This is a genomic window from Parafrankia discariae (assembly GCF_000373365.1).
GTDB classification, from domain to species: domain Bacteria; phylum Actinomycetota; class Actinomycetes; order Frankiales; family Frankiaceae; genus Parafrankia; species Parafrankia discariae.
Map to the genome: position 1 here is coordinate 101,125 of NZ_KB891192.1, position 13,963 is coordinate 115,087.

Genomic DNA, 13,963 nt, shown 5'->3' on the forward strand with positions numbered 1-13,963 from the left:
CCTCTCCGCCTCACTGTGCACATTCGCGCAGGTCACCCGCTCGCGCGCGGCGCGCGTCGGCACCCGTCATCAGGTGATCGCGCCGGCCAGCTTGAGTTCGATCAGCCGTTCGTCGCTGAGCCCGAGATCGCGCAGGACGTCGTCGGTGTGCTCGGCGAACAGCGGACCCCGGCGCAACGCCGCCGCCTGCTCGTCGAACTGCACGGGGCTGGCCACCAGCTCCCTGGGCACGCCCTCGGCGTCCTCGACCGTCGTGATCATGCCGTTGGCCCGCAGCGAGACGTCGTTGGCCACGCCCCAGGCGTCCTGGACGACAGCCCACTGGCCCTCGATGTGCGCGAGCCTGGCCAGCCAGTCCTCGAGGGTGCGCCCGCCGATGATCTCCGCGACGATCTCGGCCGCCACGGGTGCCCGGTCCATCAGCTTCTCGACCGTGTCGAACCGCTCGTCGGAGACGAGCTCCGGCCGCCCCGCGACCTCGCAGAACTCCGCCCAGTAGCGACCGGGCTGCAGCATCGAGAACAGCAGCCACCGGTCGTCGGCGGTGCGGTAGGGGCCGACCAGCGGGTTGCGCGCCGAGCCGTGCCGCGGGGCGGGCGGCCGCGGCGGCGGACCGCCGGCCATCAGTGCGAGGTTGACGGTGAACTGTGTCGCCCAGGCCCCGACGCCCAGCAGGGACACGTCGACGACCGAGGTCTCCCCCGTGGTGGCGCGGGCGAACAGGGCCGCCGCCACGCCGCCGGCGATGGTCATGCCGCCGATGTTGTCGCCGAACCCGCCCGCGGGCATCGGGGCCAGCCGGTCGGCGCCGGGCGGGGTGGCTCCCGCGCCGCCGCCCGCGCGGGCCCAGAAGGCGGTCATGTCGTAGCCGCCCTTGCCCGCCTCGGGGCCGCGGGTGCCGAAGCCGGAGCCGCGCACGTAAATGATCTCTGGGTTGACCTTGCGGACGTCGTCGAGCTCGATCCGCAGCTTGGCGCGCGCGTCGGGCAGGAAGTTGGTCAGGAAGACGTCGCTCTGCCTGATCAGCTCGTCGAGGAGCTCGCGGGCCTGCGGGTTCTCCAGCGCCAGCCCGACGCTGCGCTTGCCCCGGTTCGGCCCCTCGACGATCGGCGAGAAGCTGCTGCCCTTCGCGATCGCGTCGACGCCCAGGACGTTCGTGAGCCCGCGCTGGCCGTCGCCGCGCACGGCGTGCTCGACCTTGATGACGTCGGCGCCCCAGTCCGCCAGGATCGCACCCGCCGCCGGGACGAAGGTGAACTGGGCCACCTCGAGCACGCGGATGCCCTGCATCGGTAGCTGCATGGTTCTCTGGATCTCCTCGGTTCCGGCTGTGCTCCCGCGAAGCGGGCGGTCGATCGGTCCGGTCTGTCGTCGCTCGGCGAGGGAGCTCGACGGGGGTCTCGACGGGGGTCAGCCCCGTCTCAGCAGCAGCGCGCCCCCCGGCGCCCCGCCGCCCGTGCAGACCACGGCCACCTCGGCGTCCGCGACCTGCCGCCCGTGCGCCTCGCCGCGCAGCTGGAGCATCGCCTCGCGGACGAAACCGAAGCCGTGGAGCCGCCCGGCGGAGAGCTGGCCGCCGTGCGGGTTCAGCGGGAGCCGACCGCCCCGGGCGATCCCCCGGCCCTCGTCGATGAACGCGCGCGCACCGCCGGGCTCGCAGAAGCCGAGCCCCTCGAGCCAGGACAGCGCGTTGAAGGTGAACCCGTCGTAGAGCAGGGCGACGTCGACGTCGTCGGGACGCAGCGCCGACCGGCTCCACAGGTGGCGCGCAGGTCCCCGGGTCTGCGGCTCGTGGGTCAGGGTGTCCTGGTCCCAGCTGATCCGTTCGAGGATCTGGGTGCCGACCGCGTCGACCAGCACCGCGGGCCGCGGGCGGTCGGGGACGGTCTCGACAGCCGAGACGACGACGGCCACGGCACCGTCCACCGGGACGTCGCAGTCGTAGAGGCCGAACGGGGTCGAGACCAGCCGCGCGGCGAGATAGTCCTCGATCGTGAACGGGTCGCGGTACACGGCTTCGGGGTTGCGGCTCGCGTTGTCGCGCGCGGTGACCGCGATCCAGCCGAGCGTCGACCGGTCGCCGCCGTAGCGGTGGAAGTAGTGCGAGGCCTGGAGCGCTATCCAGTTCGCGGCCGACATGGCGCCGTACGGTGCCCGCTCCTCGAACATGCCGGTGGCTCGGCCGGCCGGCGCCTCCCATCGGCCGGCGCGGACGAGCGCGGCGTGGGAGGACTCCCACACCGTCCGGAAGCACAGCACGTGGCGGCACAGCCCCGCGGCCACCGCCAGCATCCCCGCGACGATCGCCCCGGACTGGCCCGGGGTGTCCCCCGCGCCGTTGATCCAGGTCGGGTGCAGCTGCAACGCCTCGGCGAGCGGCGCTATCCCGCCCTCGGACATGCCCGGCCCGCCGACCCTGCCCGGATAGGTGGACAGCCCGTCGATCTCGTCGAGCGTGAGCCCGGCGTCCTCGACCGCCGCCAGGCACGCCTGGACGGTGAGCTCGAGCGGATCGACCATCAACCGGCGGCCCACCCGTGACTGGCCGACCCCGGTGAGGGCCACCTTCTCCTCGAATTTCGCCGCCGACACCGGCCTCACGGCCACTGCCAGCTCGCGCGGTTCGGGCACCGCGAGCGCCTCGCCCGCGCGGTCGGGATCCGGTTCGAACAACGGGATGTGGACGTCGTCGGCCTGCTCGAACAGCACCCGCACCGCCAGGCCGACCCGCACGTCCCCGGGCTCGCAGTTGACGATGTTGGTGGTCAGCCGGACGCCGTCGTCCTCCGCGAGCGCCACCACCGCCACCACGTACGGCGGCGGGAAGTCGGGTAACCACTGCTGGTGGTTGACGGTGAACCCGGCGACCACCCCCCGACCGGAGACCGCCGCCATCGTCATCGCGCCGCCACGGCAGACGCGGCAGCGCGGCAGCGGCGGATGGGTGAACGCCCCGCAGTCCCCGCACCGGAGGACGCGCAGCACGCCGTCCGCGCCGGACGTCCAGAACTCGCCGCTGGCGAGCGTCGGCTGAGGCCGCGGCCGCGTCACCGGCGCCGCCCCGGCGTGAGGGGCGCCGGGGGCAGGGGCTCCGGCCCGCTCAGGAGCGCGGGAAGTCGAAGACGTCACGGGCGTTGAGCTCGACGATCTGGTGGGCCTCGTCGTCGGGCACATCGAGGAGTGACTCGGCGATCACCTTGCGGCTGTTCGGCCACATGGAGTCCGAGTGGGGGTAGTCGATCTCGACGCAGATCCGGTCGACACCGATGGCGTGCCGGTTGGTCAGCCCGAACTGGTCGTCGATGTAGCAGCCCCAGAAGTGCTTGCGGAGCAGCTCGCTGGGGCGGGTGTCGAAGTCGATGGGCTGGTAGTAGCGGTGGCGGCCCCAGACCCAGTCGGCCCGCTCGGCGATGTAGGGCAGCCAGCCGATGCCGCCCTCGGAGAGCATGAACTTCAGGCCCGGGTGCTTCTGCAGCTGCCCGGAGAACAGCAGGTCCACGGTCGACCACATCAGGTTGGTCGCGTAGAGGGCGAACGACGTCGCGGGGGGCGCCTGGCCGGGCGCGGGCGGGTTCGGCGAGAGCGCGGCGGCCGAGAAGTTGAAGCCGGGCACGAAGCTGCCCGAGCCGAAGTGCAGGCTCACCGGGACCCCGGTCTCCTCCAGGACGTCCCACAGCGGACCCCAGTGGTCGTCGTGGAACGACGGCAGCCCGAGCGGGACCGGGCTGTCGGGAAACGAGACGGTACGGGCGCCCTTCGCCGCGACCCGGCGCAGTTCGGCCACCGCCTCGTCGAGGTCCCACAGCGGGAGCAGGGCGAGCGGCACGAACCGGTCGGGCGCCGACGCCGACCACTCGTCGATGCTGAAGTCGTTCCAGGCCCGCACGCAGGCCAGCCCCAGCTCGGGATCCTTGGCCCGCATGAACACCCGGCCGCCGAAGCCGGGGAACGACGGGAAGCAGCAGGCGGCCTGGATCCCGTCGAGGTCCATGTCCTTGACCCGCTCGACCGGGTCGTAGCAGCCCGGGATCATGTCGTCGAAGCGCAGCGGCTCCATCCCGAACTCCTCGGGAGTCTTGCCGGCGACCGCGTTCAACCCGATGTACGGGAAGACCTGGTCCTCCATGTGCCACACGTGCCGGCGCTGCTCGTCCTCGACGATGCGCGGGCCCGCGTCCAGGAACTTCCGCGGGAGCCGGTCGGCGAAGACCCGCGGGTGTTCGATGAGGTGATCGTCGACCGAAATGATCTGCATGTAGTCCTGGAGCGGCATCCAGCGTCCCTTCAGGTCCCCTCGACTGTGCCATCGATCATATAACCTATTGTACTACATTGTGCGATAGTGCCACTGGCGCAGCCGGCGTTCCACCCGAGGAGCGATGCATGGAGACAGAGCCGACCAGGCCCCTGGACGACGACCACGACCTGCTGAACTTCGACGAGACGGGCGGCCGGCTGCGGACGGAGATCGCGGCCGTCGAGGCCACGCTGTCCGCGGCGGAAGGCGAGGGCGCGGAGGCGGATGCGGGTGAGCGGCGTGCCGCCGCCGAGGCCCGCCTGGCGGCCCTGCGCGCCGCGCTGGCACGCAACAGCCGGAACGCGGCGGCGAGGCCCGGCGCGACCGGCTTCCTCACCTACGTACCCCCCGGGCGGTGACGCGGCGGGCGACTGTCAGAACGCGGGCGCCTGCGGCCGCAGCTTCACATAGCCTCCCGCGTCGACGCGGAGCTGGGTGCCGGTGATGAAGCGGGACTCGTCGGAGAGCAGGAAGAGAACCGCGTCGGCGATGTCCTCGGGCTCGACGTACGGGTCGCCCGTCGCGGTCATGGCCGGGAACGACGGCAGCACGTCCTCGAGGGTGGGCTCGGCCAGGTCCGGCCGGAACGCCCGGTACATGACGTCGTTGTTCAGCATGTCGGTGTTGACGTTGGTCGGGTGCACGGCGTTCACCCGGATGCTCTGGGCGGCCAGCACGACGGCGAGGTCGTGGACCAGCGACGCCACCGCCCGCTTGGCCCAGGCGTAGCCCAGGCCGCCCGACCCCTTGGCCGCGCTGTCCAACGTGCCGGGGATCAGCGCCGCCAGGCTCCCCGTCGCGACGATCGACGCCCCGGACAGCAGGTGGGGCAGGGCGACGTCGACGGCGTTGAAGACGCCTCCGAAGTCGACGCCGACCGCGTCGATGAAGGCCTGCGGTGCCGTCGTCCCGAGCGGGCAGATGCCGGCCTGGGCCACCACGCCGTCCAACCGGCCGAACTGGGCGATGCCCTCGGCGACGGCGGCGGCCAGCGCGGCCCGGTCACGGACGTCGGCGACCTGCGCGACGACGCGGCCGCCGCGCTCCTTGACCAGGCGGGCCGTCTCGTCCAGGTCGTCCCGGGTCGCCATCGGGTAGGGCGTGGAGGCGATGTCGGCGCACAGGTCGACGGCCACGACGTCGCCTCCCTCCGCCGCGACCCGGACGGCGTGCGCCCGGCCCTGGCCACGCGCCGCGCCGGTGATGAAGACGACCTTGCCGTCCATGCGTCCCACGAATGTGCTCCTGTCCCTTGTGTCCGAGGACGCCGCGCCCCTCGCTGACCTCGGCCCGACCCCACGTGAGCTGCTTGCCTTCGCCTGTGACTGCCGCCATACTAAAATAGTTCAATCAATTATTCTAGTGTTCTAAGAGGGTGGTATCCGATGTCGGCGCTGACCTACCAGCTGTACATCGACGGCGCGTGGCGGGACAGTGACGGCGACGGCGTCCTCGAGGTCCTCAACCCGGCGACCGAAGAGGTCATCGGCGCCGTCCCCGACGGGACCGTCACCGACGTCGACCGGGCCGTAGCCGCCGCCCGACGGGCGTTCGACGAGGGCCCGTGGCCGACGCTCAGCGCCAACGAGCGCGCCACCGTGCTGCTGCGCATGGCCGACGTGATGGAGCGGCGCGTCGACGAGCTCAAGGAACTCAGCGTCCGAGAGGCCGGCTCGACGCGTGCCCTGGCCGACACGCTGCAGGTCAGCGTCCCACTTCACCATTTCAGAGACATGGCTGAGCGGGTGCTGCGGCAGTTCCCGTTCGAGCGGGCGATGCTGCCGACGGTCGGGCCGACGCTCGCCCAGGGGGTCGTCCGCCGCGAGCCCTACGGCGTCGCCGCGCTCATCTCGGCCTACAACTTCCCGCTCTTCCTCAACATCCTCAAGCTGGCCCCGGCACTGGCCGCGGGGTGCACGGTCGTCCTCAAGCCGGCGCCGACCACCCCGCTCGAGGCGTTCGTCCTCGGCGAGATGGCCGACGAGGCCGGCCTGCCGCCCGGCGTGCTCAACATCGTGAGCGGTGGCATCGCGGCCGGCGAGGCGCTGACCACCCATCCCGGGGTCGACATCGTCAGCTTCACCGGCTCCGACACCGTGGGCCGGCTGGTCTACACCCAGGCGGCGCAGTCACTGAAGAAGGTCGTGCTCGAGCTCGGCGGCAAGTCCGCCAACATCATCACCGCCGACGTCGACCTCGACCTCGTCGTCCCGACGATCGTCAACGGCATGACCACCCACGCCGGCCAGGGCTGCAGCCTGCTGACCCGGACGCTGGTGCACCGCTCACGCCTCGACGAGCTCGTCGGCCTGGTCAAGCAGCGCCTCGATCACATCACCGTCGGCGACCCGGCCGACCCCGCCACGACCATGGGACCGCTGATCAGCGCGGCCCAGCGGGCGAAGGTCGAGAGCCTCATCTCCGCCGGCCGCGCCGAGGGCGCGCAGGTCGCCTACGGCGGAGGCCGGCCCGCCCACCTCGACAAGGGGTTCTTCGTCGAGCCGACGCTGTTCGTCGACGTCGACAACTCGATGACGGTCGCCCGCCAGGAGTTCTTCGGCCCGGTCGGCGTCGTCATCGCCTTCGACGACGACGACGAGGCGGTCCGGCTCGCCAACGACAGCGAGTTCGGGCTCGGCGGCGGGGTCTGGGCGCAGTCCCCGGTACGCGCCTACGAGATCGCCAAGCGGCTGCGCACCGGAATGATCTACATCAACGGCGGCGGCGCGGGCTCCAGCCCGCACACCGCGTTCGGCGGCTACAAGCAGAGCGGGCTCGGCCTCGAGCGCGGCGAGTTCGGCCTCGAGGAGTTCCTGCTGTCCAAGAGCATCATCTGGAGCGCCCGCTGAGCGGGCCGGAGACTCGGGCGAACTCATGAACCTGATCGGCACCAGTCGAAAATCCTTAGCCGTGATCACCGGCGCCTACGGCGGAACGGGCCGCGCCGTGGCCCGCCGGCTCGGCGGGCGCCACCGGCTCGTCCTGTCCGGCCGCAACGAGGTCGCGCTGGCCGCGCTGCACGACAGCCTCACCGAAGAGGGCTACGACATCGCCCTCACCGTCGCCACCGACGTGGCGAGCCCGGACGGCGTCCAGCGGCTCGCCGCGGCGGCGGGCGAGGCCGGCACTCTGGGCACGCTGGTCCACACCGCTGGCCTCTCCCCCGCCCTCGCCGGCCCGCGGACGATCGTGGAGGTCAACCTCCGCGGGACGGCGCACCTGCTCGACGCGTTCCTGCCGCTGGCCGGCCCCGGCAGCTCGGTGGTCTGCATCGGCTCGGTGGCGGCCCACACCTTCAGCTCCTCGCCCGCGGTCGACGCCGTGCTCGACGACCCGCGCGCCAGCAGCCTCGCCGTCGACCTGGAGCGGCTCCTGCTCGCCGCCGACCCGAACCCGACCCCCTACTTCTTCGCCGTACGCGCCTACGGGGCGTCGAAGCGCGGCGTCCTGCGGCTGGTGGAACGGTCGGCCGGTGCCTGGGCCGAGCGTGGTGCCCGCATCCTGTCGGTCTCGCCGGGCACCGTGCTGACCCCGATGGGCCGCCAGGAGATGGCGGCGAACCCGCTGGCCGCCGCGGCCGCGGAGGTGACCCCGCTACGGCGGCTGGGAATGCCCGCCGACATCGCGGCGGCGATCGACTTCCTCGTCTCCGACAGCGCCAGCTACATCACCGGGTGCGACCTGCGCGTCGACGGCGGCATCGTCGCCGCCCGGCGTCATCCGGCCGACGCTCCCCGTCCCGCCAGCCAGCCGACTCCTGTGAGCGAGCCTCGTGTCGCCCTCGATCCAGCCTGAGAACTTCTTCCAGCTCGGCTACGTCACCCGCGACCTGGAGGGCGCGATCGCGCGCTTCCGGGACGACCACCAGGTGGCCGAGTTCCGCCGCATCGACACCACGGAGCCGGGTGGACCGCCCGGCTCGCAGATCGCCCTCGCCTACAGCCGCGGGGTGATGGTGGAGATCATCGAACCGGTGCCCGGCCGGGAGGGCATCTACCTCGACGCGCTGCGGCCCGACGGCGGCGTCAGCCTGCACCACCTGGGCTATCTCGTCGACGACGTGGCCTCGCTCGACGAGCTGGCCGAGCGGTTCCAGGCGGCGGGCGTCGGGATCCCGATGCGTTTCTCGCAGCGGCTGGGACTGTCTGCGATCTACGCCGACACCCGCCCGGGGATCGGGCACTTCAGCGAGTTCGTGTTCCGCCACGACGAGGGCAAGGAACTGTTCGCGCAGCTCCCCCACAGCTGACGGGGGCCGCTCGGCGAGCGGTGGGACGGAGCCGGGCCGGGGCGCGCGGGCACGCGGGAGACTGGCCGGCATGCCGAGGGACAGCGAGGTCGGGTGGGCTCGGGCGAGGGTCTCCGTGCCGCGGGCGCGGGCCGGGCCCGGCCAGGCGATCACGCGGCGGCTGGCGGCGGCGCTGCTGATCCTGGTCGGAACCGTGATCGTGGTCTACCTGGGACGCGACGGCTACGCCGACAACCAGGGAAACCCGCTGAGCCTGCTGGACGCCGCCTATTACGCGACCGTCAGCCTGTCGACGACCGGTTACGGTGACATCGCCCCGCTCACGCCGAGCGCGCGGCTGGTCAACGTCCTGGTGGTCACCCCGGCCCGGGTGATCTTCCTGATCCTGCTGGTCGGCACGACGCTGGAGGTGCTGACCGAGCGATCCCGGGAGGCCTTCCGGGTGGAGCGGTGGAGGAGACGGGTGAACCAGCACGTGGTGGTCGTCGGCTACGGCGTGAAGGGGCGCAGCGCGGTCCGGGCGCTGCGGGAGGACGGCGTGCCCGCGGAACAGATCGTCGTCGTCGACCCCGACCACCGGGCGCTCGCCGACGCCGGCCGGGACGGCCTCACCACCGTCACCGGCTCGGGCACCCGCACCGCCGTGCTGCGCGAGGCGCTGACCGAACGCGCCCGGGCGGTGATCGTCGCGACCAACTCCGACGAGGCGAACGTCCTGATCACCCTGACCGCCCGGGACCTGGCACCGACGGCAGTGATCACCGCGGCCGTCCGGGAGGCCGAGAACATCCCGTTGCTCCGCCGCGGTGGGGCGGACCAGGTGGTCACCAGCTCGGACGCGGCCGGGCGGATGCTGGGCCTGGCGACCCGCAGCCCACGGGTCGTGGACGTGGTCGAGGACCTGCTCACCTCCGACGTGGGCCTGCGGCTCACCGAACGTCCCGCGGCCGGGCACGAGGTCGGCCGCGGGCCGCGGGAGTGCGCGGATCCGGTGCTCGCCGTCGTCCGCGCGGGCCGGCTGCTCCGGTTCGACGACCCGGCCGCGGCCCCGATCCGCGCGGGCGATCTGCTGATCACGGTTCGCGACGTCGGTGACCCCGCCGGCCGGGAGTCTTCTCCCGACAGCCAGGACCGCTGAGGGGTGCGGGCTCTCACAAGTACCGGGCACCAAACGACGACTCGTCGCTCATCACATCGGTGAGGATGTCACGGGTTTCCGGGCCCGGATCGGCATCCACCTCGAAATCGGTACCGGGGTCCGCTCTCCGCACGAACACACGCCAGCCAGCGGCCGCGACGGTGGTCACCGGGAGCACGATCGGCGCCTCATCCGCGAGCACACACACGAGGACGGCGCACGGCTGGTTCGAGACGGTCACCACCGTGACACCACAACGTAGAGGGATTCGCCTCCGCTTCCAGGCATGCCAGCATTCGTCGAACGGGAGATCAAGCAGAATCGAAGCAGCCGAGGCGCGACTCAGCGCCGGCTGCCATTCCTGGCACCACCGTTCGTCCAGGAGGCAGGTGGCGCTGACCGAGGCGTAGATCGGCACCGCCGACCGTCGGATGATCTCAAGGAGGCTGCCCGGGTCGGGGACCGATCGCAGTCCCACGCCGCCCGGTCGGAGCGGATCGGGAGACTGGACGCAGGTGACGGGGGTGTCCCCGGACGGCAGTCCCCCGAGGTCGTCGATGACGAACTGTTCCCGCAGCGTTGCGGCGGGCCGGACCGTGACAAGCAGATGGGGCCCGGTCCGCCCGGGCCGCGGCGGGGGCGGACTGGTGCGGTCTGCGACGACGACCTCGGCTCGGCGAGGCGCGCGCAATCGCAGGGTCTCCCGGGCGAAGGCGGCTGCCAACCCCACTCGGCCGTCGGTGTCGATCCGTGGCGGCGTGGCCGCACCGCTGTATTCGGCGTACCGAGTGCTGACCGCCCGCAGCATGTCCAGATGGTCGTCACGGCTCATCGTCTGGGTTCCCGACTCCGCGAGCACCTCCCCGACGCGCACGAGGCACCTGGCGAACACGTCGCCGTGCCGCAGCCAGGGTGCGTCCGACCACAGCTCCGCCGCAGCGCCCCGCAGGATCTGCAACCGGGTATCGGGATGATCCCGAACAGGCACCATCGACAGGCGGAAACGCCGAATGCCCTGCTCCACCAGCGTGAACAGCGCCGGTGACTGCATACAAGCCGTCAGGGCCGCCGCGACGGCGCTGCATCGCACCGCCGGGTCGATGTCGGGGCCGGGTGCCAGAGCGAGGGCTTGTCGGAGGTAAACGACGTAGTTCGGATAGCGGCGCAACGCGAGTTCCGCGTTCTCCCCACTCACGAGTGCACGCTGGACGCTCGCATGAGTGGCGAAACACTCGTGGGTGGTACGGCATGAGTCGACAAGATCCGACAGGGTCTCTCGGCGGCTCTGTTCGCTGTCGTCCGGGCCCGGCATCGCCAGCGCGGCAAGCACCGTCCCCCAGGACGTCGAGTCGTTCAGAAGCGCGTGCGCCAGTTCGTGAAGACCTGCCAGATCGAGGTCGGTTCCGGCCTTGCCGGCCGGGCCCACCCCGGCGGTGACCTGCCAGCGAAGCTGATCAAAACGACCGGAGGAACTTCCGGACAGGTCAGCGGAGAAAGCCAGCGCGTGGCGGTACACGGCCGGGTCTTTGGCCATGAGGCACCTCCGGGGTCTCCTGGTCGGCACCGGCGCGCACGCGGACGCGATGTCAGCGCACCGGCTGGCGCGCCAGAAAAAAATCAGGATGTCCGTGCCAGCCACCGGCCCTGTCGGTCAGGATGAGATGAGACCAACTGTTTCCGTGCTGAATTGTACCGGCGACCACCGACTGGAGGCGTGGTGTCAGCTGGGTTGCCCTCACCTGCTCTCGGCGCCGACTTCCTCATTTCCTGCTCGAATCGCGAGAGGCAGTGGGCAGAATGGGTCGCCTGGGAGCTGGAATCGGCTGGGTTCCGTGTTCGTCTTTGGTCCCGCGATGTACTGCCGGGCGAGAACTTCGTCCTGTGGACGGGTCGGCAGCTCGGGGACACCAGGTTTCTGGTGGCGCTGTACTCACCGGCCTACTTCCAGTCCGGCCGGTGCATGAGCGAGCTGTCCTTCGGGTTGCGGCGCGGCATCCTCCTGCCTTTTCGGGTCGTGCCCTGCCAGCCGCCCGAAATGCTCGGGGTGACCATGTACGAGACGCTGTTCGGTCTGGCCGAACAAGCCGCGCGGCGCCGACTGCTACGCGCCGCCCGCGCGTCGCTCGGCTCCTCCGTCTCCGTGTCGGCCGAGCCGGAGCGCGGCGGCGGCGGTCGCCCGACATTCCCAGGGAGTCCGCGCCCGGTGCGGAAGGCGCCGGCCCGCAACGCCTGGTTCGTCGGCAGAGAGCAGCCGTTGGCATCGCTGCGTGGCTGGTTCCGGTCAGCCGATCCGCACCGGCTGACGACCATAGCCCTCACCGGAGTGGCGGGGGCCGGGAAAACCCAGCTCGCCATCGAATACACCCACCGGTACGGTGACGCGTACTCGCTGGTCTGGTGGCTGCCGGCAGCGCTACCCGAGGCGCTGCGCGAGGCGTTGGACGCTCTTGCCGACGTCCTCGGCCTTCCCGACGATCACGACCGCGCGCGACGTGCTCGGCGCGCGCTGCGATGTCTGTCCCAGCCCTCGGACTGGCTGCTCGTCTTCGACGACGTGCGGCGCCCAGAGCTGCTGGCCGAGTGGCTACCGGACGGCAACGGCCATGTGTTGGTGACGGGCCGCAGCCGCGTCCTGCGCGATTTCGGGCAGACCTTGGAGATCGGAAGCTTCACACCCGAGGAGTCGAGGACGTTGCTGCGTGGCCGGGCCACACACCTGCTGGACGACGACGCGGCCCGGGTGGCGGACGCTCTCGACCACCTCCCGCTCGCTGTCGGCCAGGCAGGCGTTTTCCTCGACACCACCAAGGTCACGGCGAGTAGCTACCTGGCGCTGCTGAAGGACGCCACCATCGAGGTTCTCGCGCACGGCCCGGTCGACTATCCCGCGGGCCTGGTCGGCTCGGTCACGACGGCGATGACCCTGCTACGGGAAAGTGAACCCTTGGCGGCGTGCGCGCTGCGCGAGGCCGCCTTCCTCGCACCGCAACCGCTGCCGCCGGTGGTACTCCGGGCACTCGCGCAGCCGGTCGCCGAGATCAAGGCTACCGGGACTGGGACCGAGGGCATGGTGGCGAGGATGCTGCGCGGTGTGGAAAGCTCCGGACTGGCCCGGGTCGACGGCGGGACCTTCCAGCTCCATCGGCTGACTCAGGCGGTCATCCGCGATGGCCTGGAGGAGAGCGACCGTGCCTGGACTGTTGACCGGATCAGGGCCCGGATCGCGGACGCGACGCCGACGGCTCCCGACGATCCGACCACCTGGCCGGTGTACGGAGCCCTCGCCGCGCATCTTCTGACACTGCTGGAGCACGTCTCGGACGGCGGATCAGGGTTCCGTGCCGCGGTGCTGGACATCGCCCGCTACCTGACGCGCAGCGGCCAGTACGACTCCGCTCTGGCCTGCGCGGCCCGGGCCGCCGAGGCCTGGCGCGATCATCGCGGCGAGGACCACCGTGACGTGCTCGCCGCCGCGCACTGCCACGCCGAGGCGTTGCGGGCAAGCGGGAGGTGCGCGGAGGCCGAGCAGTCCGACCGCCTGACCCACGAACGCCGGCTGGCGACACTGGGGCGACTTCATCGCGAGACGCTGCTCTCAGCGGACGCACTGGCCGTGGACCAGTGGCGCATGGGCCGAAGGCGAGAGGCACTGCGCGGGCACTCTCGGGCCTACCGGGCGGCGCGGCGGGCGTTCGGTCCCGACGACCATCAGACTCTCGAGCTGGCCAGCAACCTCGCGCTTGACCTCTACGGGCTGGGAAACACCGACGCGGCGCGGGCGCTGGACGAACAGACGCTGGCCCGCCGTCGCGAGCTGCTCGGCGACGAACACCCCGCGACGCTCGCCTCAGCCCGCAGCCTCGCCCATGACCTCCGCAAGCTCCGGGCGCACCACGAGGCTCTGGCACTTGACAGCGAGACGTTCACGGTGTCGCAACGGGTCCTCGGCACCGATCATCCGGACACCCTTCTGGTCGCGAGCAGCCTCGCGGTGGATCACTACGCGACAGGCGACTAAAGGCTGTTTCGTAACTCGGTTTGGGTGGGGTGTGGCCGGTCCGCGTGACCGGTCAGCCGGTCCGGCTGATGTTGTAGAGATGGGCGATCCCGGCCGCGGTGATCCCGAGGGTGCGGGCCTGGCGGCGGTAGTCACGCAGGATCTTCCAGGTCTTCATCCCGGCGAGGGCGTGTTCGACGCGGGCCCGGACCTTGCGGTGCACCCTGTTCAGCTCCTCCTTCCACTCCGACAGCGGCTGTCCGTCGAGGGGTTTCCGATACG

At 71.5% G+C, this 13,963-nt stretch carries 11 protein-coding genes and 1 pseudogene; 6 read left to right on the top strand and 6 right to left on the bottom strand.

Annotation, left to right across the window (positions count from 1 at the left end; translation table 11 throughout):
• Nucleotides 1-69: 69 nt before the first annotated feature.
• The 3 genes from B056_RS0110700 to B056_RS0110710 all read right to left on the bottom strand — a co-directional run bounded on the left by B056_RS0110700 (nucleotide 70) and on the right by B056_RS0110710 (nucleotide 4,273).
• A complete protein-coding gene (locus tag B056_RS0110700; RefSeq protein WP_018501862.1) occupies nucleotides 70-1,302 on the bottom strand; it encodes a CaiB/BaiF CoA transferase family protein in 1,233 nt (410 codons plus the stop codon).
• A gap of 108 nt (nucleotides 1,303-1,410) precedes the next feature.
• Complete coding sequence (locus tag B056_RS0110705; RefSeq protein ID WP_018501863.1) at nucleotides 1,411-3,051, bottom strand: thiolase C-terminal domain-containing protein; 1,641 nt, start codon at nucleotides 3,049-3,051, stop codon at nucleotides 1,411-1,413.
• Between the two features lie 49 nt (nucleotides 3,052-3,100).
• Complete coding sequence (locus B056_RS0110710) at nucleotides 3,101-4,273, bottom strand: amidohydrolase family protein (protein WP_018501864.1); 1,173 nt, start codon at nucleotides 4,271-4,273, stop codon at nucleotides 3,101-3,103.
• A gap of 110 nt (nucleotides 4,274-4,383) precedes the next feature.
• Here B056_RS0110710 and B056_RS0110715 point away from each other — a divergent pair, with 110 nt between their 5' ends.
• Nucleotides 4,384-4,656, top strand: a complete 273-nt coding sequence (locus B056_RS0110715) for a hypothetical protein (protein WP_018501865.1) — start codon at nucleotides 4,384-4,386, stop codon at nucleotides 4,654-4,656.
• A 15-nt stretch (nucleotides 4,657-4,671) separates the two neighbouring features.
• Here the strand turns inward: B056_RS0110715 and B056_RS0110720 are convergent, their stop codons facing one another.
• Nucleotides 4,672-5,532, bottom strand: coding sequence for a mycofactocin-coupled SDR family oxidoreductase (locus tag B056_RS0110720; protein WP_026239548.1), 861 nt, complete (start codon nucleotides 5,530-5,532; stop codon nucleotides 4,672-4,674).
• Nucleotides 5,533-5,682: 150 nt separating this feature from the next.
• Between B056_RS0110720 and B056_RS0110725 the strand changes: the two genes are divergently transcribed.
• From B056_RS0110725 to B056_RS36075, 4 genes are all read left to right on the top strand, one after another.
• The gene (locus tag B056_RS0110725; RefSeq protein ID WP_018501867.1) at nucleotides 5,683-7,146 is read left to right on the top strand and encodes an aldehyde dehydrogenase family protein; all 1,464 of its coding nucleotides are present in this window, start codon (nucleotides 5,683-5,685) and stop codon (nucleotides 7,144-7,146) included.
• 61 nt (nucleotides 7,147-7,207) lie between these two features.
• Nucleotides 7,208-8,092: an SDR family oxidoreductase gene (locus B056_RS0110730; RefSeq protein ID WP_018501868.1), complete on the top strand. Its 885-nt coding sequence runs from the start codon at nucleotides 7,208-7,210 to the stop codon at nucleotides 8,090-8,092.
• Entirely contained in the window at nucleotides 8,070-8,546 is a 477-nt protein-coding gene (locus tag B056_RS0110735) for a VOC family protein (RefSeq protein ID WP_018501869.1), read from the top strand. Before B056_RS0110730 ends, B056_RS0110735 begins: the two co-directional genes overlap by 23 nt.
• A gap of 70 nt (nucleotides 8,547-8,616) precedes the next feature.
• Nucleotides 8,617-9,684: a potassium channel family protein gene (locus tag B056_RS36075; protein ID WP_018501870.1), complete on the top strand. Its 1,068-nt coding sequence runs from the start codon at nucleotides 8,617-8,619 to the stop codon at nucleotides 9,682-9,684.
• A gap of 13 nt (nucleotides 9,685-9,697) precedes the next feature.
• Here B056_RS36075 and B056_RS0110745 read toward each other — a convergent pair whose 3' ends face one another.
• Nucleotides 9,698-11,218, bottom strand: a complete 1,521-nt coding sequence (locus B056_RS0110745; protein WP_154676962.1) for a hypothetical protein — start codon at nucleotides 11,216-11,218, stop codon at nucleotides 9,698-9,700.
• Between the two features lie 183 nt (nucleotides 11,219-11,401).
• Here B056_RS0110745 and fxsT point away from each other — a divergent pair, with 183 nt between their 5' ends.
• Nucleotides 11,402-13,702, top strand: a complete 2,301-nt coding sequence (fxsT, locus tag B056_RS0110750; protein ID WP_230202935.1) for an FxSxx-COOH system tetratricopeptide repeat protein — start codon at nucleotides 11,402-11,404, stop codon at nucleotides 13,700-13,702.
• Nucleotides 13,703-13,754: 52 nt separating this feature from the next.
• On the opposite strand, the pseudogene B056_RS44320 reads toward fxsT, so the two are convergent.
• Nucleotides 13,755-13,963, bottom strand: a pseudogene (locus B056_RS44320) (IS5/IS1182 family transposase); the annotation flags it as partial.